General features: G+C 59.2%; 16 protein-coding genes, 1 tRNA gene and 2 pseudogenes. 11 read left to right on the plus strand and 8 right to left on the minus strand.

Features of this window, described 5'->3' with window-relative positions:
* Positions 1-211: 211 nt before the first annotated feature.
* Positions 212-988 (plus strand): siderophore-interacting protein, encoded by a 777-nt coding sequence (locus HF679_RS21695; protein WP_187042369.1) that lies wholly within the window; start codon positions 212-214, stop codon positions 986-988.
* Positions 989-1,058: 70 nt separating this feature from the next.
* Here the strand turns inward: HF679_RS21695 and dhaM are convergent, their stop codons facing one another.
* From dhaM to HF679_RS21715, 4 genes are read right to left on the minus strand one after another with little or no spacing between them, the layout of a single operon-like run.
* Positions 1,059-2,480, minus strand: coding sequence for a dihydroxyacetone kinase phosphoryl donor subunit DhaM (dhaM, locus tag HF679_RS21700; protein ID WP_123756400.1), 1,422 nt, complete (start codon positions 2,478-2,480; stop codon positions 1,059-1,061).
* 10 nt (positions 2,481-2,490) lie between these two features.
* Entirely contained in the window at positions 2,491-3,123 is a 633-nt protein-coding gene (gene dhaL / locus HF679_RS21705) for a dihydroxyacetone kinase subunit DhaL (protein WP_123756401.1), read from the minus strand.
* Positions 3,124-3,133: 10 nt separating this feature from the next.
* Positions 3,134-4,204 (minus strand): dihydroxyacetone kinase subunit DhaK, encoded by a 1,071-nt coding sequence (gene dhaK / locus HF679_RS21710; RefSeq protein WP_123756402.1) that lies wholly within the window; start codon positions 4,202-4,204, stop codon positions 3,134-3,136.
* 3 nt (positions 4,205-4,207) lie between these two features.
* A complete protein-coding gene (locus HF679_RS21715) occupies positions 4,208-4,603 on the minus strand; it encodes a hypothetical protein (protein ID WP_148060397.1) in 396 nt (131 codons plus the stop codon).
* Between the two features lie 197 nt (positions 4,604-4,800).
* Here HF679_RS21715 and HF679_RS21720 point away from each other — a divergent pair, with 197 nt between their 5' ends.
* From HF679_RS21720 to HF679_RS21730, 3 genes are all read left to right on the plus strand, one after another.
* Positions 4,801-5,898 (plus strand): glycerol dehydrogenase, encoded by a 1,098-nt coding sequence (locus HF679_RS21720; RefSeq protein WP_123756403.1) that lies wholly within the window; start codon positions 4,801-4,803, stop codon positions 5,896-5,898.
* 96 nt (positions 5,899-5,994) lie between these two features.
* A complete protein-coding gene (gene dhaR, locus HF679_RS21725; RefSeq protein ID WP_123756404.1) occupies positions 5,995-7,935 on the plus strand; it encodes a dihydroxyacetone kinase operon transcriptional regulator DhaR in 1,941 nt (646 codons plus the stop codon).
* Between the two features lie 179 nt (positions 7,936-8,114).
* Positions 8,115-8,414 (plus strand): DUF1889 family protein, encoded by a 300-nt coding sequence (locus HF679_RS21730; protein ID WP_217426887.1) that lies wholly within the window; start codon positions 8,115-8,117, stop codon positions 8,412-8,414.
* A gap of 136 nt (positions 8,415-8,550) precedes the next feature.
* Here HF679_RS21730 and HF679_RS21735 read toward each other — a convergent pair whose 3' ends face one another.
* Both HF679_RS21735 and HF679_RS21740 read right to left on the minus strand, forming a co-directional pair.
* Positions 8,551-8,880 carry a hypothetical protein gene (locus HF679_RS21735; RefSeq protein ID WP_123756406.1) on the minus strand — a complete coding sequence of 110 codons (330 nt, stop codon included), beginning with the start codon at positions 8,878-8,880 and terminating at the stop codon, positions 8,551-8,553.
* A 158-nt stretch (positions 8,881-9,038) separates the two neighbouring features.
* Positions 9,039-9,114: transfer RNA gene (locus tag HF679_RS21740), tRNA-Ile, on the minus strand.
* 124 nt (positions 9,115-9,238) lie between these two features.
* On the opposite strand from HF679_RS21740, the gene mug reads away from it, so the two are divergent.
* From mug to HF679_RS24930, 3 genes and pseudogenes are all read left to right on the plus strand, one after another.
* A complete protein-coding gene (mug, locus tag HF679_RS21745; protein ID WP_123756407.1) occupies positions 9,239-9,730 on the plus strand; it encodes a G/U mismatch-specific DNA glycosylase in 492 nt (163 codons plus the stop codon).
* A 257-nt stretch (positions 9,731-9,987) separates the two neighbouring features.
* Positions 9,988-11,004 (plus strand): annotated as a pseudogene (benC, locus tag HF679_RS24925) (benzoate 1,2-dioxygenase electron transfer component BenC); the annotation flags it as partial.
* 33 nt (positions 11,005-11,037) lie between these two features.
* Positions 11,038-12,780 (plus strand): cytochrome P450, encoded by a 1,743-nt coding sequence (locus HF679_RS24930; protein ID WP_227540142.1) that lies wholly within the window; start codon positions 11,038-11,040, stop codon positions 12,778-12,780.
* Positions 12,781-12,813: 33 nt separating this feature from the next.
* On the opposite strand, the gene HF679_RS21755 is transcribed toward HF679_RS24930, so the two are convergent.
* Entirely contained in the window at positions 12,814-13,752 is a 939-nt protein-coding gene (locus HF679_RS21755; protein WP_123756409.1) for a helix-turn-helix domain-containing protein, read from the minus strand.
* 388 nt (positions 13,753-14,140) lie between these two features.
* On the opposite strand from HF679_RS21755, the gene HF679_RS21760 reads away from it, so the two are divergent.
* From HF679_RS21760 to HF679_RS21775, 4 genes and pseudogenes are all read left to right on the plus strand, one after another.
* On the plus strand, positions 14,141-15,877 hold the full coding sequence (locus HF679_RS21760; RefSeq protein ID WP_123756410.1) for an FAD-dependent oxidoreductase: 1,737 nt from the start codon (positions 14,141-14,143) through the stop codon (positions 15,875-15,877).
* Between the two features lie 14 nt (positions 15,878-15,891).
* Positions 15,892-17,007, plus strand: coding sequence for an NADH:flavin oxidoreductase/NADH oxidase (locus HF679_RS21765; RefSeq protein ID WP_154144096.1), 1,116 nt, complete (start codon positions 15,892-15,894; stop codon positions 17,005-17,007).
* A complete protein-coding gene (locus tag HF679_RS21770) occupies positions 17,004-17,327 on the plus strand; it encodes an NIPSNAP family protein (protein WP_123756411.1) in 324 nt (107 codons plus the stop codon). The genes HF679_RS21765 and HF679_RS21770 overlap by 4 nt, the downstream gene beginning before the upstream one ends.
* Positions 17,328-17,390: 63 nt before the next feature.
* Positions 17,391-18,248: pseudogene (locus HF679_RS21775) on the plus strand (helix-turn-helix domain-containing protein); the annotation flags it as partial.
* 63 nt (positions 18,249-18,311) lie between these two features.
* Here HF679_RS21775 and HF679_RS21780 read toward each other — a convergent pair.
* Positions 18,312-19,130, minus strand: a complete 819-nt coding sequence (locus tag HF679_RS21780; RefSeq protein ID WP_123756413.1) for an SDR family NAD(P)-dependent oxidoreductase — start codon at positions 19,128-19,130, stop codon at positions 18,312-18,314.
* Between the last annotated feature and the right edge of the window lie 148 nt (positions 19,131-19,278).

The following is a 19,278-nucleotide window of genomic DNA, read 5'->3' on the forward strand; positions in this document are numbered from 1 at the left end:
TCTAATTTATATCTAAAAAATGACGGTTAGCAAGCATGAGATCTGATATTTTTATAATTTGTTGATTTTAAATGTTTTTATTTGTGGTTTTGGACTTTTTTGCTTTTTGTCACGACTATATCAAAAATAACTTGCATTCTTTTTTAATGGCAATCATTATCATTTAGGTCATGTTTAGATATATCTATTTTTCACGAAGGCGATCGAATCGATGATGATAAAAACGAAAAACACTCAGTACCCGCAACGCGTTCGTAATGAGCTGCGTTTCCGTGAACTAACCGTCCTGCGCGTAGAGCGTATCGGCGCGGCTTTTCAGCGCATTGTGCTGGGCGGGGACGCGCTGGACGGTTTTGTTTCCCAGGGGTTTGACGACCATACCAAACTGTTTTTCCCCGAAGCCGGCGCCGCGTTTACGCCGCCGCAGGTCACTGATGAAGGCATTAACTGGGGTGAGAGCGTGCGTCCGGCAACCCGCGACTATACGCCGCTGTACGATGCCGAGCGCCATGAGCTGGCATATGACTTCTTTATCCACGACGGCGGGATTGCCAGCAGCTGGGCGCTGGCGGCCAAACCGGGCGATACCCTGGTGATTGGCGGGCCGCGAGGTTCACTGGTGGTGCCGGAAGATTATGCCTGGCAGCTGTATGTCTGTGATGAGTCCGGGATGCCGGCACTGCGCCGTCGCCTGCTCGGCCTCAGCCGTCTGCCCATGCGCCCGCAGGTGACGGCGCTGGTCACCATCGGCGATGTGTCTTACCAGGATTATCTGGCGGACCTGCAGGGCTTTAATATTGAGTGGGTGGTGGGCCATCAACCCTCCGTCGTGGCAGAGCGTCTGGCACAGGTGAGCGTTCCGCCAGAGGATTACTTTATCTGGGTCACCGGCGAGGGCGCGGTCGTCAAATCGCTGCTTGGTCGCTTCGAAAACGATGAGATTGATCCGCAGCTGGTGCGCTCTCAGGCCTACTGGCACAGCAAGTAATCGCTGCTCCTGCGAGCGCTCCCCGGGTAACGACATAGAAGCGTAGCCCGGGGCCACTTTAACCTTACCTTTAGCTGCGCATCACGCGCTGCCCGGTGACATCCAGCGTCAGCGCTTCACCGTCATGAAAGCGGCTCAGCACTTCACGTTGCTGGCACAGGAAGGCGATGCCGGCCTGGCGGGCGATAATCGCCCCGTGGGCGAGGTCGCTGCCTTCCTGTAGACAGATGCCTTTTACCTGCCGGGGATCCAGCTGCACGACTGTGGAAGGAAAGATATCGTCGGCGATGAGGATCGTCGGTCCTTGCAGGCGCAGCGGCTCCTCGTTGTGGCCCGCGAGATGGCGCAGCGTACGCTGCAGCAGATCGTCGATATCGATATAGCGAGCCTGCAGATAGGCATCGTCCAGATCGCGGTATTGCTGGCTAAGATCAACCAGCACCTGATACCACGCCCAGGCCGCGCCGCAGTGCTCATTTCGCATGATCTCGCAGGCAGTGTCGTATAAATCAGGATCGTCGAGCAGAGTATGGTGGCCGGAAAAAATCGCCGCGATATCAGCGGAATAACGATCTTCCGCCAGCGTGGTCAGCGCGGTGAGATCCGCCAGGGTCTGGTCGATCGCCTGTTTCAGGCGCTGCATCTCATCGGCAATATCCGCGCCGCTTTGCCGCTCCGGCCGGGCCTGAGGGCGCGGGTAGCGCATTGCGCTCCCCTGGACGCGGACGACAGCCGGCGCAGGGGCGGTGGGCGTGGCGTCCGGCTGCTCGCCAAAGTTTTCTGCCGCCAGCGCCTGAAATGCCGCCAGCGCCGCCTCGGCGTCCGGCCCGCGGGCCAGCAGCCGCAAGGTATCGTTGCAACGAACCTGGAGCAGGGCAATCTGGTTGATGCTGTCCGGCGATACGCATTTACCGCCTTTCTCCAGCACCAGATCCGCCTGGAACCCGGCTAAGGCCGCCACCAGACGCGATGCCGGGCGGACGTGCAGCCCGTTGTGATTTTTGATCACCACCGAGACGGACTGCCCGCTCAGATCGTCAACATTGGGCGCAGCCTCAATGACCTCTTGCGCTGACGATGGTAACCCCAGCTGCACGCGCTTGGCTTCCAGGGCGTGCATGGCGTCGGCGATCACTTTATCGATATCCGATCCGGTGGCGGCGCTGACCGTGGCCGCCAGCGTGCCTTCGACCAGCGGAGCGGCGCACAGGCGGACCTTGGCCGCGATGGCCGGATCGAGGAGATCCAGCGCGGTCTCGGCGCTGAGCAGGGCGCTGCCGATATCCATCATCACCAGCACGTGGTCGGTATCGGCCACGGACTCGATCGCCTCCATCACCTTCAGCGGATCGGTGCCGATCGGGTTCTGCGGATCGTCAATCCCGGCGGCGATCGCCAGCTTGCAGCCATCGCCAATTAACATCTGCCGGGCCAGTTCCCCGACGCCTTCGCCCAGCCGGGCGCTATGAGATACAATCACCAGGTTTACCATCGCCTTATCCTTACGCTTTGGCGGCTGCCGCCAGTTCCTGAATCATCAACATCACCGAGGTTGCCCCCGGATCCTGATGCCCGATGCTGCGCTCACCGAGGTAGCTGGCGCGGCCTTTGCGGGCCTGCATAGTGATGGTGGAACGAACGGCTTCCTCCGCCTGCTGCGCTGCGACGTCCAGCGCCTGTTGCACCGACAGGTGCTGTTCGCCGGACTGGCGCAGCGACTCGACCACCGGCAACCAGACATCGCACATGGTTTTGTCGCCGGGCTCTGCCTTGCCACGGTTGACCACGCCCTCGGCCCCTTCGCGCATCATCTGATACAGCTCATCGAGGGTCAGGCTCTGATGAGCCTGAGTCACCTGGGCTGCGCGAATAAAGAAGGTGCCGAACAGCGGCCCGCTGGCGCCGCCGACGTTGGAAAGCAGCGTCATCCCGGTATTCTTGAGAATAAAACCAATGTCTTTATCGGCAATGGACGGCAGCTTCTCCACCACTTTGCTGAAGCCGCGATGCATGTTCAGACCATGGTCGGCATCGCCAATCTCTTTATCGAGGCCGGTCAGGAAATCTTTCTCGCGGGTGAAGGTATCGCCGCAGCGATAGAGCCAGTTAACGATTTGCGTTCTGTTCAGTGACATGTCGTGCTCCTTAGTGGCCCCAGTTCAGCGCAGGGGTGTGAACGGGGGCGTCCCATAACGTCAGCGTGGCGTCATCGACTTTCAGCAGGGTGATGGAAAAGCCCACCATATCCAGCGATGTGCAGTAGCTGCCGACGAGGCTGCGGGCGATCGTGATGCCGTGCTCCTCGCAGCGTGTCGCCAGGCGGTTGAATACGCCATACAGCTCCGATAACGGGGTCGCGCCGAGGTTATTGACCAGGGCGATGACGCGGTCGCCTTTCTGCAACGCCTGTTTGCTTTGCTGCACGTCCTGCCAGCTGCCTTTCAGGTGATCCCACTGGCGCAGGGTACGGCTGTAGTTCCCGTTCTCCAGCAGGGTGTCGAACATCTCATCCACGGTGCGATCGAGAGAACTGAAGGCGCGACGGTCGATGCCCGGTTCGCCATGAATACCGACGCCGAACTCCATCTCATTATCCTGTAGCTCAAACGACGGCTGTCCGGCGGCCGGCACGGTGCAGGCGCCCAGCGCAATGCCGATGGAGTGGCCATGGTTGTTAAGGCGGCGGCCCAACTCAGCGCAGGCTTCCAGCGAATCGCCGAGTTCGGCGGCGGCACCGACCAGCTTCTCTATCAGCACGGTGTTGGCGACGCCACGGCGTCCGGCGGTGTAGAGGCTGTCTTTGACCGCCACGTCGTCATCGATCACCACGGTGGTGACCTTGACGCCGCTTTCATGCAGCAGCTCGGTGGCGGTCTCGAAATTGAGGATATCCCCGGTGTAGTTTTTGATGATCAGCAGTACGCCTTCACCGCCGTCGATATTCATGGCGCACTCGAACATTTTGTCCGGCGTCGGCGAGGTGAAAATCTCGCCCGGGCAGGCTCCGGAGAGCATCCCTTTGCCGATATAGCCGCAGTGCATCGGCTCGTGTCCACTTCCGCCGCCGGAGAGCAGCGCGACTTTTCCGGCCACCGGCGCATCGGCGCGGGTGACGTAGACCGGGTCCTGATGCAGCGTTAATTCAGGGTGGGCCCTGGCGAGGCCTTGTAATTGTTCACTCAGGACATCTTCGACACGGTTAATCAGTTTTTTCATTATTCATGCTCCGTCGACGTGATGCGATGCGGCCTCTCTGCGCACGGAGGCGGTCATCGTGTAGGGGTATCGCCTGGCGGGAACAACAACCGGCGATGTGATGATTCTGGCTGAGTTAACGGAAAAAAAAATGCCGCGAAAACGGGTTTCATTACGGAACATGATTATTAATTTTCGTTCCGTAATGGAACGTTTTTGCTGAGGAAATGCGAAAAATGCGAGCCAGGGCAGTTTTTTCACCTCGTGCGCCACGGCGGCGGATGGCGGCCGGGACGACTTTTTCGGCGTTTTTTTTGCCGCAGAGGGCAACATCACCCGCCGCTGGTCCGTGGTTTTGTGACGGTTGGTGACTGAAGGGGCCGATCGGGATCGCAATCCCGGCGTTTCTTCGTCAGTCATGTTCCAATATGAAACATTAAAAATCGATCGTCGTTTCAGATCAGAACAAAATCGGCAAAAATTTTTTTGTTCGCCGCTCGCCCTACAGTGTTTGCATCGCTCCGGTCATGCTCCCGTTCCCGCCTTTTACCGAAAGCTGAACGGGATGACGCCAGGGCACATCATGTAAAACATGCACTTATTTGAGGGTGAAAGGAATGCTAAACGTTATTCAATCTCCGGCCAAATATCTTCAGGGACCTGATGCATCCACGCTGTTTGGCCAGTATGCCAAAAACCTGGCGGACAGTTTTTTCGTGATTGCCGATGACTTCGTCATGAAGCTGGCGGGGGAGAAGGTGCTTAATGGCCTGCATAACCACGGGCTCAGCTGCCATGCCACACGCTTTAACGGCGAATGCAGCCATGCGGAAATCAACCGCCTGATCGCCATTCTGCAGCAGCACGGCTGCCGCGGCGTGGTGGGGATTGGCGGCGGTAAGACGCTCGATACCGCCAAAGCCATCGGCTTCTACCAGAAGCTGCCGGTGGTGGTGATCCCGACCATCGCCTCGACCGATGCGCCAACCAGCGCGCTGTCGGTGATTTACACCGAAGCCGGTGAATTTGAAGAGTATCTGATCTACCCGAAAAACCCGGATATGGTGGTGATGGACACGGCGATTATCGCCAAAGCGCCGGTGCGTCTGCTGGTGGCGGGGATGGGCGATGCGCTGTCCACCTGGTTTGAAGCGAAGGCCTGTTTTGATGCCAGGGCTACCAGCATGGCCGGCGGCCAGTCCACGGCGGCGGCCTTGAGCCTGGCCCGCCTGTGCTATGATACGCTGCTGGCGGAAGGCGAAAAAGCGCGTCTGGCGGCCCAGGCCGGCGTCGTAACCGATGCGCTGGAGCGCATTGTCGAAGCCAACACCTACCTCAGCGGCATAGGCTTTGAAAGCAGCGGCCTGGCGGCGGCGCACGCTATTCACAACGGCTTCACCATTCTGGAAGAGTGCCACCATCTGTACCACGGCGAGAAAGTCGCCTTTGGCACCCTGGCTCAACTGGTGCTGCAAAACAGCCCGATGGAAGAGATTGAGACGGTGCTGGGCTTCTGTCAGAAAGTGGGGCTGCCGGTGACGCTGGCGCAGATGGGCGTGAAAGAGGGCATTGAAGGGAAAATTCAGGCGGTGGCGAAAGCGACCTGTGCGGAAGGTGAAACCATCCATAACATGCCTTTTGCCGTGGCGCCTGATAACGTCTATGCCGCGATTATGACGGCCGACCTGCTCGGTCAGCAGTGGCTGGCGCGTTAAGGTTACGCGAACGCGTGGTCTGAACGTGAAGGACGTTTCTCCCCTCCGACAGTCTCTGCCGGAGGGGTTGTCTATTGGTCAACAGTGGAAAGGGACATGGCGGCGCAGACTCAGGATTCTTCACAATCAGCATCTTCCGTAATTGGCCAGTCGTGGCATCGTTGCAGCCGGTTTATGCAGCGGGACACCTGGCAGGCGCCGCATCAGGCGCAGGGGCTGACGTTTGAGTCGATCTGTCGGCGTAAAACCGCGTTGCTGACTATCGGCCAGGCCGCGCTGGAAGATGCCTGGGAATTTATGGACGGCCGCCCCTGCGCGCTGTTCATTCTGGATGAGTCCGCCTGTATTCTCAGCCGCTGCGGTGAAGCGCAGACGCTGGCGCAGCTGGAAACGCTAGGGTTCCTCGACGGCAGCTATTGCGCCGAAAGCATTATCGGCAGCTGCGCGCTGTCGCTGGCTTCGATGCTGGGACAGCCGGTGAGAACCTCCGGCGATCAACATTTTAAACAGGCGCTGCACGACTGGTCATTTAGCTCGACGCCGGTGTTTGATAATCACGGGCGCCTGTTTGGCTCCATTTCGCTGTGCTGTCTGCGCGAACAGCAGGCGGCTTCTGATTTGTCCCTGACCCTCGCGATTGCCCGGGAGGTGGGGAATTCACTGCTCACCGACAGCCTGCTCGCCGAATCCAATCGCCACCTCAACCAGATGTACGGCCTGCTGGAAAGCATGGACGACGGGGTGATGGCGTGGAATGAGCAAGGGGTGCTGCAGTTTATTAACGTCCAGGCCGCGAGGCTCCTGCATCTGGATGCGCAGGCCAGCCAGGGGAAAAATATTCACGACCTGGTGATGCTGCCGGCGCTGCTGCGTCGGGCCATTAAGCACGCGCGGGCGCTGAATCATGCGGAAGTGACGTTTGAGAGTCAGCATCAGTTTATCGACGCCGTGATTACCCTCAAGCCGATTGTCGAAGCGCAGGGCAACAGCTTTATTCTGCTGCTGCATCCGGTGGAGCAGCTGCGTCAGCTGATGACCAGCCAGTTGGGCAAAGTGAGCCATACGTTCGAGCAGATGTCTGCGGACGATCCGCAAACGCGGCGGCTGATACATTTTGGCCGGCAGGCCGCACGCGGCGCTTTCCCGGTTCTGCTGTGCGGCGAAGAGGGCGTCGGGAAAGAGCTGATCGCCCAGGCGATTCATAATGAAAGTGAACGGGCGGGCGGCCCGTATATTGCGGTTAACTGCCAGCTGTATGCCGACAACGTGCTGGGGCAGGATTTTATGGGCAGCGCGCCGACCGATGATCAAAACGGCCGTCTGAGCCGCCTGGAGCTGGCCAGCGGCGGGACCTTATTCCTGGAAAAAATCGAGTACCTGGCGCCGGAACTGCAGTCCGTGCTGTTGCAGGTGATTAAGCAGGGGGTGTTAACCCGGCTCGATGCCCGCCGGCTGATCCCAGTGGATGTGAAAGTGATCGCCACCACCACCGTCGACCTCGCCAACCTGGTGGAGCAGAACCGCTTTAGCCGCCAGCTCTACTATGCGTTGCACTCGTTTGAGATTGCCATTCCGCCGCTGCGGTCGCGACGCAGCAGTATTTCCGCGTTGGTGCATAACCGTCTGCGCAGTCTGGAGCGGCGTTTTTCATCGCGCCTGAAAGTGGACGACGACGCCCTGGCGCAGCTGGTGAACTACTCCTGGCCGGGCAATGATTTTGAGCTCAACAGCATTATTGAAAATATCGCCATCAGCAGCGATAACGGCCATATCCGCTTGAGCAACCTGCCGGAATATCTCTTCTCCGAGCGTCTGGGCAGCAGCGACAGCGCGTCGCCGCTCTTACCCGCCAGCCTGACCTTCAGCGCCATCGAAAAAGAGGCAATTATTCATGCCGCCCGCGTCACCAGTGGCCGGGTGCAGGAGATGTCCAGCCTGCTCAATATCGGGCGCACGACGTTGTGGCGCAAGATGAAGCAGTACGATATCGACGCCAGCCAGTTCAAGCGTAAAAACCAGGACTCATCGTTGACCTGACGCCCGCGCGGCGCGCCAGTTAGTGCGCAAACGAGCGTTTTAAGTGCGCAGAAAACCGCCATGCAAACGTTTGAATGAGGGCTGAATCAAATAAAGGCAACGTTCTCTTTGATATCCCGGCGAACTTGGGTCCATAGTATAAACATGTTCATCACATGGTTAATTTTAAGGATAAGAGCATGCCAACAGCGATAGATAAAGCATTAGATTTTATTGGTGGTATGAACACATCAGAACCGGCTCCGCCTTCAATGGATGAAAGCACAGCTAAAGGCATTTTAAAGTATTTGAATGAGTTAGGTGTTCCTGCAAGTGCCGACGACGTGATGGCGCGAGGTCAGCAGGAGGGATGGAACGCCGGGTTCACGGAAAAAGTGGCCGGATGGGCAGATAAGATCGCATCTGGTGACCGTCTCATTATTAAAAACCCTGAGTTCTTCTCTTCCTACATGCGGGAGCAGCTGCGGGAACTGGTGTGAGTTGAGCGTTTCAACCGCCCATTCATGACCGTGCTGTTCAGCGTATAAGGTATAAAAAAGGAGCGAACCGTTATTAACGGCGCTCCTTTTATTTTTACCTGTCTGCGGATGGCTTCAGTGACGATGGCGGCGATTTCTAACCGCACACGTAGGTCGCGTTGTGTTCTATCAGCACCGGTTTAAAACCTGCTTTCACCGCCAGCATGGCGTTCTCAAGGCCGCCCGTTTGCTTGTAGATGCCGACTTTAAAACCGTCATTGGCATCCGTCGATGACTGCAGCTCCAGAAATGTACCGTTTACCCGCAGTGTTTTCGGGAACAGCGTCACATCCACCTGATAATGCTGACCCCCGTCGGCGCCACACGCCAGCACCGGACCGCTTGAAGCGGGAAACACGCTTGCATTAGCCGAAACCGAAAACCACCCCGCAACCAAAGCCAAAATCATGACCTTTCTGAAATCCATCGTATCGCCTTCAAAATGAAAGGGGCGAAATGTAATGGTGTTCCGTGGGCAGCGACAGTCCTTTAATGGCCTGTTGGCGGGCGTTAACTGGTGTGGTGGCAGTGCGAAACGCTAAAAAGCACAAGGGCCGGCGATTTCTCGCCAGCCCTTGCGGTGTCTGGTGGCCCCTGCTGGACTTGAACCAGCGACCAAGCGATTATGAGTCGCCTGCTCTAACCACTGAGCTAAGGGGCCGTGGCGAGGGATTATAAAGTAACTGGCAAGCGCAATCCAGCGTAAAACGCACGGCTGCTGATTTTATAAACAACGCATTTTCAATCCTTTATAATCACCTTTTCGGTATTGAGTGGGTGAAAAGATGATCAACGATATTCTGGCTCCGGACCTGCGGGTAGTCTTCTGTGGCATCAACCCCGGGAAGTCCTCCGCGCATACCGGCTTTCATTTTGCCCATCCGGGCAATCGCTTCTGGAAGGTGATTCACCAGGCCGGATTTACCGAGCGCCTGCTGGCGCCGGAAGAGGAGCAGCATCTGCTCGATACCGGCTGCGGTATCACGATGCTGGTGGAACGCCCGACGGTGCAGGCCAGCGAAGTGGCGTTGCAGGAGTTTCGCAGCGGCGGGCGGGAGCTCACCCTGAAAATGGAACAGTATCAGCCGCGAGCGCTGGCGATCCTCGGCAAACAGGCTTTTGAGAAAGCCTTTCAGGTGCGCGGCGCGCGCTGGGGAAAGCAGTCGGTCATCATCGATGCCACGCAAGTATGGGTGTTGCCAAACCCCAGCGGGCTCAATCGCGCCACGCTGGAAAACCTGACTGAAGCCTATCGCGAGCTGTACGATTCGCTCTGAATCAACGCTATACCGCGCTTTATCCCGACATTTCTCTGCTGCCCTGACGCCGGCCTGAACCCGGTGTCAGGCAATATCACGACGCCCTTTCGGAATGTGACCTCCGCCGCTAACTCGGTGTGATGCCTGTTTTGTCCTGTTTTATGTCATCTCTGTCCGTTGATCCCAAATGGCATCCGGCATTTTATGAAGCTCAAGGTTCCGGCTTGCGGAACCGATGGCCTGTCAAACTGCTACTGACCTGAAGGATAAACGAGATGACGCATCACATTACCCTTCGCTTCGAAGACGGAGCGACGCAGTCCATAGAATGCCGTGCGGGAGAGTCCGTTGCGGATGCCGCCCTGAGAGCGAAAATCTATATCCCACTCGACTGCCGTGACGGCGTCTGTGGCACCTGCAAGTCAACCTGCGAATCCGGTCAGTACCAGCACGGGGACTATGTCGACGACGCGCTTTCAGCGCAAGAAGTGGCTGCCGGCCGGGTGCTGACCTGCCAAATGCACCCCTCCAGCGACTGCGTGGTGAACATCGCTGCCGCCTCCGGGATGTCGGGCGCCAGCGATGCCGTTTATCAAGGGCGGGTAACCGCCAGCCAGCAAATCTCGGCCACGGCGCTGACCTTCTCCGTCGCGCTGGACGATCGCCAGGCGCTGAGCTTTTTCCCCGGCCAGTACGTCAATGTTACGGTTCCCGGTAGCGACCAGACGCGCTCCTATTCCTTCAGCTCTGGCCCGTCGAAAGACGAGGTCTCATTCCTGATCCGCAACGTACCGCAGGGGTTGATGTCGACCTGGGTCCGTGAACAGGCGCGCATTGGCGATGCCATTACGTTGCAGGGGCCGATGGGCAGCTTCTACCTTCGGGCGATCGAGCGTCCCGTACTGTTCCTCGCGGGAGGGACCGGCCTCGCGCCGTTCTTGTCAATGCTGGATAAAATGGTTGAGGACGGTCCCGGCGAACAGCCGGTGCATCTGATCTTTGGCGTGACCAGGGATGAGGACCTCGTCGAAATCGCGGCGCTGGAAGAATACGCCAGCCGCCTGCCGAACTTCAGCTTCCTCTGTACTGTGGCGGACCCGGACAGCAGCTATCCCCATAAAGGCTATGTCACGCAACATATCACCGGGCAGCAGCTCAACGAGGGTGATGTGGATATTTACCTCTGCGGGCCGCCGCCGATGGTGGACGCCGTGCGCTCATATCTCTCGTCGCGCGAGTTAACGCCGCGCAACTTTTACTATGAGAAATTCGCCGGGAGCGCGGTCGTGGCCCAGACGGGTGAAGCGCCGATCGCCCCGGTCGATGTGGATAACGCCTTCGACCTGCGTCTGGCACTGGAGCTTGGTGCGGTACAGTTGACGATGGGACGCCTCTCTGCGGAACAGCTCATGACCTTCCGCCGGCTGGCGGAGGCGATGGCCCCGTGGGTCTCCGGACGGCGGTTTATCGATGTGGCGCGCTATAGCGAGGCGAACCACGCCTTCCACATGTTTCTTATTGAAGCGTCAAAGAATGCCTTACTCATCGCGCTCTACAAACAGCTCGCCATTCAGGATTACATCGGCCGGGCGCTGACCAACACCATCGAGATTGTGGGGGACATCGTTCAGCAGCACCGGGATCTGGTGGCGGCATTTGAATACGACGATCTCAACGCGGCGCGCAACGTGCTGGCGCAGCACGCACTGCACTCACGAGCGACTATGAGCCGGGCGCTGGAGCAGATGACGCCTGCCGCCAGCGCGCCTGCTGCGGTGAAAACGACACCGTTGCCTCCGGTGGCGGAACCAGAACCGGAACCGGCGCGCTGTCCGTTTGCGGCCCTCGCCATGCCGGCCTATTCCCATGAGCTGGAGTGGCCTCCGGAACTGGCGCCGTTTAAGGTGGTGGACGATGGCTATCAGGGCGATCCCTACGAACACTATCGCTGGATGCGTGAACACGCGCCGGTCCTGCGCTGCCAGTCGGCGACCTCCGACGTCTGGTTCCTCTCGCGCTACGAAGATGTGTATCAGGCGATTCGTAATCCGAAATTGTTCTCCTCGGAAGTCGTCAGCCCGCCGCCGCTGACCTTCCTGACGCTCTTCGACTCCCCGGCCCACTCGCGGTTGCGGAAGGTGGTTCAGCCTTCGTTTATGCCGCTGTCGCTGGAGCCGTTTATCGCCGAGATCGAGCGACGCGCCGAAGTGCTGATCGATAACCTGATTGCCAAAGGCGGAGGCGACGTGGTGGAGGAGTTTGCTATTCCGCTCAGTATCGCCACGATTTCAGCGCTGATCGACGTGCCCAACGAAGACGAAGATAAGATGAAGTTCTGGTCCGATGAAACCTTCAGCTACTTCGGCCGTCTGGCCCGAAACGCGCCGGGAACCGGTACGGACGAGCAGAGTGCGAAAGCTTTCTTCGCCTATCTTAAGGCAGCGATGGAGCGCCTGTACCTCAGCAACAGCCAGTCTATCGGCGGCCATATTGCCCGTATGTGGAAAGAGGGGCTGCTCTCTGAAAAAGAGTCCACCGAACTGTGCGCCTTCGTGTTTATCGCCGGGCATGACACGACCACTATTCTGGTGGCCAACGCCTTCCGGATGTTTGCCGAACAGCCGCAACTGGTGGGCCGGATCCGCGACAACCTTGACGATGCCGAGCGCTTTGTTGAGGAGGTGGCTCGCTATCGCGGCACGGTGCAGCGGGTGAGTCGTATCACCACCGAAGCGACTGAAATCGCGGGTGTGACGCTGCCGAAAGGGGCGGTGGTGCGCCTGCTGTTGTCCGCCGCCAATCGCGACAGCCGGAAATTCCCTGATGGCGACACCTTCGATATCGACCGCGACACCAACGGGCATCTTGGCTTTGGCAACGGCATCCACAAATGTCTCGGCCAGCCGCTGGCGAAGCTCGAAACATTGATAGCGAGCAGGCTGGTGGCGCAAAAAGTGGGGGAGATAACCTTCGATCCGCAACGGCCCATTCAGTATGTGCGCGGCAATAACCTGACCAACTCCGGGCCGGAACATCTGTTCGTGCGCTTAAGCAAACGCCCTGATTAAGTCGCTCCAGCCACCGCCGGGTTCCGGCGGCGGTTACGGTTCGTCAGCGTCGTTCGGGGAGTAAAGCGACAGCCGGCTCTGCTCCTTGATGCGGTATTCGGTGGGGCGCAAGCCGGTCTGCTTGCGGAAGAAGCGGCCAAAATAGGCCTCGTCACGAAAGCCCAGCTCGCCGGCTATCTGCTTCACGCTGAAGGATGAATAGCCGAGCAGCCTTTTGGCTTCGTGGATCGCCCGCCGGTCGATGGCTTCAATCGCCGAAATGCCGAAGGCTTCGCGACAAATCCGCGTCAGCTGGCCGGGAGTGACGCCCATGGCGTTGGCATAGCTGGCAACCGGACGACGCGTGCGGCAGCGCTCATCAAGCAACGTGCGAAAGCGCTCGATACGCGCGGCAAGCGCCGCGCGTGCCGGGTTGCCCGCCAGCCGGGCCTTCTCGCTGAGACGGGCGATCTGGACAAACAGGGTGATCGCCAGCGCCAGTCCGGCGGTGAACTGCCAGCGCTCGGGGCGCTCGGCTTCCCGGCCGATGGCCTCAAACAGCGTCTCCAGCGGTTCGCCGCAGCGGCTTGCGGGATCGACGGTCAGTACCGCCGGCGTTCGCACGAAGGTCAGCAGTTCAGGCGCCACGGTGATGGCGACGGATTCGATAGCCGACTGGGCCGCCGTCATCACGTGGCCATCGACATTTTTGCAAAAGCGAAAGCCGTGGACCGAGCGGGCCGGTACGACGATCAGGCACGGCGCGTTAAAGGCCCAGACCTTACCGTCGATGGTGGCCTCGCCGCTGCTGTGCGTCACATACAGCGCCTGAATTAACGTGTCATGAAAGTGGGGCGTGATATCGAAGTCAAAGCGGCCCGCGCGCGATGGAATGCGCTCGTGATGCACGATATCGACGGAGGATTGCGCGGCCTCGGCGCCGTACAGCGCATAGTTTGGCAGCTCCCGCTGGCGGAGGCCGTTAGCAGGCATGGCGCTGGCTCTGAGTGGGGTGACTCTGCTGCATAAGGGCTATCTCCAGAGGATGACGGGGCATTTATTCGGCAGTAAACGTTTCTGCCGCGCAAGTGCAAGATCCTCATCTTGTGAGCTCGGTCGGAATGATGTTTGTCCCCCAACGTAGCGTTTTCGGATGAGAAATTTGAAGCCCGGCACACTTCTGCGCAATTTTTCAAAAGTGCATGTTTTGGCGAGAAAGTGACCTTCTTTTTCCCCGGTGAGATGTCAAAAATGCAAATGAAACAAATTTAAAACAATAAATCGACAATTTAGATCATTCATCTGCGAGGTACCCTATGAAAAACCCGAACGCTCGTGCTGACGCCGGTTTGCGTGCTGTGCAATCCAGGGGAGAGTGCTGATGGCCGGAGAACTTCTCGTTCGCGAATGCGATGTTCTGGTGGTCGGCAGCGGCGTTGGCGGTCTCTCCGCCGCCGTCACCGCCGGTCTGAAGGGGCTGGATGTACAGGTCATTGAAAAAGATCGGGTGTTCGGCGGGACCACGGCCTTTTCCGGCGGCGTGCTGTGGATCCCCGATAATCACCTGGCGCGTCAGCAGGGGATCGAAGACAGCCAGGAGGCGGCCCGTACCTATCTGCAGGGCGAGGCGGGGGAGAGCTACCGCCCGGAGATGGTGGAGGCATTTTTACGCCATGGTCCGCAAATGCTGCGCTTTTTGGAGGAAAAGAGCCGCTTTCGCTGCAACCTCTATCAGTACCCGGACTACCACCCCGATGCACCTGGCGGCGTGATGCGCGGGCGCTCGGTAGTACCGGAAGCCTTTGATATTCGCGCGCTTGGCCCGGCAATGCGCCGTTTGCGTAAGCCTCTGCGCACCATCACCTTCATGGGCATGATGTTCAGCTCATCGAATAACGATCTGAAGCACTTTTTCAATGCGACCCGTTCCCTGACCTCGTTTATCTACGTCGCGAAACGCCTGAGCCGCCATCTGCTGGAATTGGCCCGCTATGGACGCGGCGTCACGGCAAACGGCGGTAATGCGGTGGTGGCCCGGCTGGCCTGCTCGGCGCTGGATCTCGGCATCCCGATTCATACCGGCGTGGCGGCAAAAGATCTTATCGTGGAGCAGGGCGTGGTCCGCGGCGTCATGGTTGAGCATCAAGGGGAACGCATCGCGCTGTATGCCAGACGCGGAGTGGTGCTGGCCAGCGGCGGGTTTGCGCGCGATGAACCGCGGCTGAAAAAGAGTTATCCGCACGTCCGGCGCGGCGGGAGCCAGCTCTCGCCCACCCCGCCGGGCGTGGATACCGGCGATGGCATCGCGATGGCGGAACGCATCGGCGCCCGCTTTGATGATAGCTACCGCCATGGAGCGGCGTGGATCCCGGCCTCGAAAGTGAACATCGGGCGTCGGGAATATGTCTTTCCGCACCTCGTCGACCGCTATAAGCCGGGTTTTATCATGGTTAACCGCCATGGAGTTCGCTTCTGCAACGAGGCCGACTCCTATCACGATGTTGGCATCGCCATGCTGGAAACCTGCCGTGAGGATACCGAAACCTTCGCCTGGCAAATCTGCGATCGGCGGGCGTTACGCCAGTACGGGATGGGCTTTGCCAAACCGGCCCCGTTGCCGGTGTCGCTGTACCTGAAAAGCGGCTATCTGGTCGCCGGCAAAACGTTGCAGCAACTGGCGCAGAAAATCGGGGTACCGCCTGCGGCACTCGAAAACACGGTGACCACCTACAACGCCGCCGCACGGCAGGGCAAAGACCCGCAGTTTGGCCGCGGCGAATCTGCGTATAACCGCTACCTTGGCGATGCGAATCACCAACCTAACCCTTGCGTGGCTCCGATCGAGCACGGGCCGTTCTATGCCGTGAAGATGTTTATGGGCGACCTCGGCACCTTCCATGGGCTGAAAACCGATGCCAACGCCCAGGTGCTGGATAACCAGGGGATCGCCATTCCGGGGCTGTACGCCGCGGGGAATGAGATGGCCAGCATTATGGGGGGAAGCTATCCCGGAGCGGGGATCACCCTTGGCCCTGCCGCCACCTTTGGCTATATCGCCGCCTGCAGCCTGACGGCTCTGGGGGAAACCGAAACGATGCCGCAGCGTGCCGCATCATGAGTTTGGAGAACACCATGTCAACACTCTTCAGTCCGTTACCGGTCGGCCCATTGACGCTGACCAACCGCATTGTCGTGCCGCCGATGTCGCAATATTCAGCGTCAGACGACGGTATCGCCACGCCCTGGCATGCCCAGCACATTGGCGGATTAGCGATCTCCGGGGCCGGAATGGTGATTTGTGAAGCCAACGGCGTGACCGCCGATGGCCGGATTACGCCCTGCTGCCTTGGGCTGTGGAACCACGATCAGCAGCAGGCGCTCGGTCAATTGCTCGCGGATATTCGCACCTACAGCAACACCCCCATCGGCGTGCAGCTTAATCATGCCGGGCGTAAAGCGGGGACGAACCCGCCGTGGCGCAACCAGGGCGCTTCGCTGGCGGATGACGAAGGCGGCTGGCCGACCGTGGCGCCGTCGGCCATTGCGTACAAGCCCGGCTGGCGTGTGCCGGCGGCGCTGGACGAAGCCGGTATGACGCGGATCATCGCCGGCTTCGTCGAGGCGGCGCAGCGGGCGCTGGAGGCCGGCGTGGACTTTGTCGAACTGCACGCGGCGAACGGGTATCTGCTGAATCAGTTTTTATCGCCGCTCAGTAATCAGCGTGATGACCAGTATGGCGGCAGCGCTGAAAACCGCATGCGCTTCCCGCTGCGGGTCGCCCGGGCGTTACGCGATGCCTGGCCGAAAAACCGTCTGCTGGGCGTGCGCTTTAACGGCGGCGAGTTTGCCGAAGGGGGGCTGTTGCTGGATGAAGCGGTGCAGTTTGCACGTGAGCTACACCAGCTTGGCTATGATTATCTTCATGTTTCTGGCGGCTATAACATCTATAACCAGCAACCGCCCGCCGACCAGCCCGGCTATATGGTGCCTTTCGCGCAAGCGGTGAAAGCGGCGCTTCCCGACGCGGTGGTCATTACGGTGGGGCTGATCTACGAAGCCGCGCAGGCGGAGGCCATCATTGATGAGCAGCGCGCGGATCTGGTGGCGATTGGCCGCGGTCTGCTGGACGATCCAAACTGGCCCATTCATGCGGCGATCGCGCTGGGGGTACCGGCGCCATGGCCGAAACCGTACGATCGTTTTGGTCCGCTGGGGTGGCCAACGCACCAGACTCAGGAGGCCAAATGAACACGATGCCGATAGTGGATCATCGGATCTATACCATCCGCTTGCGCAAGATGGGCGAGTTTCTGGAGGTGTTTCATCGCCTGGCGATGCCGGTGCTGCTGGATACGCTGGGCCAGCCGCTGGGGTTCTACACCAGCCTTGTCGGCCCGCAGAATCAGTTTGTGCACCTGTGGGGATACGAGAGCCTGAGCGAGTATGAGCGCCGCAGCGCCCTGCGCGATACGCATCCGGATTTCGCGGCCTATTTAAGCGCGTCTGAGCAGCTGATTATTTCTCAGGAGACCCGGCTGATCCGCGCGGCGGCGATGCCGTCCCGCTGAACCCGATCCACTTTCCCCTCACCGCCGGGTGAGGGGAAGCGTGACGATGTTGATGGAGGCATCATGAACCAGGTTAACCACATTCCGGTTTTTAAACTGTACGGCGAAAACCGGCACTGGACCACGCCGGATCTGCTGCACTGCGAATCGATCCAGAGCCGCAGCAGCCTGTATGACTGGAGTATTCAGGCGCACCAGCATACCGATCTGATCCAGCTGCTTTATATTCATAAGGGGCAGGGCGAGATCGAGATCGAAGGGATGACCCACCATTTTAGCGATGCCTGTATTCAGATAATCCCGGTGCTGTGCGTGCACGGCTTTCGTTTTTCATCCGGAACCGAAGGCTTTTCACTGTCGCTTGCTGCCCCCCTGGTCGCGCAGTTTGAACAGCAGTTTGGCCGGTCTTTGCAGGTGCTCGATCAGCCGGCCTGTCTGCCGGTTGGCGAGTCAGGATGGCAAATTCATTCCCTGTTTCACACCCTTCATCAGGAGTGCCAGGCGGACAACGATGCCCGGGACATGATGCTCTATTCACAGTTGAGCGCGCTGATGGTGTGGTTGAATCGCCAGGCGCTGCCCCGTCCGGAGGTGAGCGATAAGGTGGAGCGTAAGCGCGCCGTTATTCGGCGTTTTAATCAGCTGGTGGAAAGCCACTACCGCGAACATTTTCAGATTGCCCATTACGCCAGCCAGATTGCGATGTCCGGCGCGCATCTCAACACCCTGTGTCGGGAGTTTTATGGTTGCAGCGCGCTGAGCGTTCTGCATCAGCGTCTGCTGCTTGAGGCCAAGCGCAGCCTGCTGTACACCAGCATGACGGTGAGCCAAATCTCGGATTACCTTGGCTTCAGCGACGCGACCTATTTTTCGCGTTTCTTTCGCCGCAGTACCGGCGTGTCGCCGCGCGGCTTCCGCGAGAGGCCGGTGGAACCAGACCGCCAGCCTCCCGGAATAGCATCATCCGCCAGGCTGGCGGGCAGTTTAGTTGCCGGAGTAACCGGGACGCGGGATTTTCCCCATCAGCATGGTGGGCAGGCCGCCATCCACTCCCAGTTCCGCGCCGTTGATATAGCTCGAGCGTTCACTTAGCAGGAACAGAACGGCGCGGGCAATGTCTTCCGGCTTACCGATACGCTGGCTGGCGGTGAAGGATTCGCGGCTCTGGCGTACGCCGGGTTGCGCGTAGTACTCGGCGGTCAGGGCGGTTTCAATCATCCCCGGGGCGACCAGGTTACTGCGGATACCTTCCTGGCCCCATTCCACGGCAATTTGCTGCGATAGTAGACCCACCGCCGCTTTCCCCGGGCTGTAGGCGCCGCTCCAGGGCTGCGGGATACGCCCGGAAATAGAACCGATATGCACGATGCTGCCGCATCTGGCGGCGCGCATATCGTGGGCAAATTCACGCGCGCACAGCAGATAGCCGGTCAGGTTCACTGCCAGCTGGGCGTTCCACTGCTCGAGGCTGATATCCGCCAGCCCCGCCGGGCGTAAAATACCGGCCGCGTTGACCAACCCATAGCAGGGGCCGAGGTGGGCGCGCACGCTCTGTGCCGCTTCTTTTACCTGTTCTTCATGAGCCACATCACAGGCGACGGCCAGGCGTTTGCCGGGGTACTTTTGCAGGCGTTGGCGCAGCGCTTCACACCCCTGAGGGTTTCGGTCGAGCAGGGCGACATCGGCGCCTTGCTGCGCCAGCGCGGTGGCGATGGCTTCGCCGATCCCGCTGGCGGCGCCGCTCACGGCAAAGACGCGATTAGCCAGACCCAACCAGTCATGAGTGGTCTGTGATTCAGTCATGGTGTCTTCCTTTTTTATTGGTATATGCAGGGGTAAGCAGAGCGTTTATTGTTCGATAAGCGCTGGCGAAAAGGAATGCACGAACGAAAAGCAGAAGAGGATTTTTCGCGGAAATAAAAAAAGCCAGTCGGTTGACTGGCTTTTTGTC

This window comes from Enterobacter sp. JUb54, from assembly GCF_014298075.1.
Classification (GTDB): domain Bacteria; phylum Pseudomonadota; class Gammaproteobacteria; order Enterobacterales; family Enterobacteriaceae; genus Klebsiella; species Klebsiella lignicola.

What these genes read in the sequence shown, in the direction of transcription:
- dhaK (WP_123756402.1), bottom strand. Translation starts at nt 4,204, where the DNA reads ATGAAAAAACTGATTAACCGTGTCGAAGATGTCCTGAGTGAACAATTA.
- dhaM (WP_123756400.1), bottom strand. Translation starts at nt 2,480, where the DNA reads ATGGTAAACCTGGTGATTGTATCTCATAGCGCCCGGCTGGGCGAAGGC.
- HF679_RS21715 (WP_148060397.1), bottom strand. Translation starts at nt 4,603, where the DNA reads ATGACTGACGAAGAAACGCCGGGATTGCGATCCCGATCGGCCCCTTCA.
- HF679_RS21765 (WP_154144096.1), top strand. Translation starts at nt 15,892, where the DNA reads ATGTCAACACTCTTCAGTCCGTTACCGGTCGGCCCATTGACGCTGACC.
- dhaL (WP_123756401.1), bottom strand. Translation starts at nt 3,123, where the DNA reads ATGTCACTGAACAGAACGCAAATCGTTAACTGGCTCTATCGCTGCGGC.
- dhaR (WP_123756404.1), top strand. Translation starts at nt 5,995, where the DNA reads ATGGCGGCGCAGACTCAGGATTCTTCACAATCAGCATCTTCCGTAATT.
- HF679_RS21755 (WP_123756409.1), bottom strand. Translation starts at nt 13,752, where the DNA reads ATGCCTGCTAACGGCCTCCGCCAGCGGGAGCTGCCAAACTATGCGCTG.
- mug (WP_123756407.1), top strand. Translation starts at nt 9,239, where the DNA reads ATGATCAACGATATTCTGGCTCCGGACCTGCGGGTAGTCTTCTGTGGC.
- HF679_RS21735 (WP_123756406.1), bottom strand. Translation starts at nt 8,880, where the DNA reads ATGGATTTCAGAAAGGTCATGATTTTGGCTTTGGTTGCGGGGTGGTTT.
- HF679_RS21695 (WP_187042369.1), top strand. Translation starts at nt 212, where the DNA reads ATGATGATAAAAACGAAAAACACTCAGTACCCGCAACGCGTTCGTAAT.
- HF679_RS21770 (WP_123756411.1), top strand. Translation starts at nt 17,004, where the DNA reads ATGAACACGATGCCGATAGTGGATCATCGGATCTATACCATCCGCTTG.
- HF679_RS21730 (WP_217426887.1), top strand. Translation starts at nt 8,115, where the DNA reads ATGCCAACAGCGATAGATAAAGCATTAGATTTTATTGGTGGTATGAAC.
- HF679_RS21760 (WP_123756410.1), top strand. Translation starts at nt 14,141, where the DNA reads ATGGCCGGAGAACTTCTCGTTCGCGAATGCGATGTTCTGGTGGTCGGC.
- HF679_RS21780 (WP_123756413.1), bottom strand. Translation starts at nt 19,130, where the DNA reads ATGACTGAATCACAGACCACTCATGACTGGTTGGGTCTGGCTAATCGC.
- HF679_RS21720 (WP_123756403.1), top strand. Translation starts at nt 4,801, where the DNA reads ATGCTAAACGTTATTCAATCTCCGGCCAAATATCTTCAGGGACCTGAT.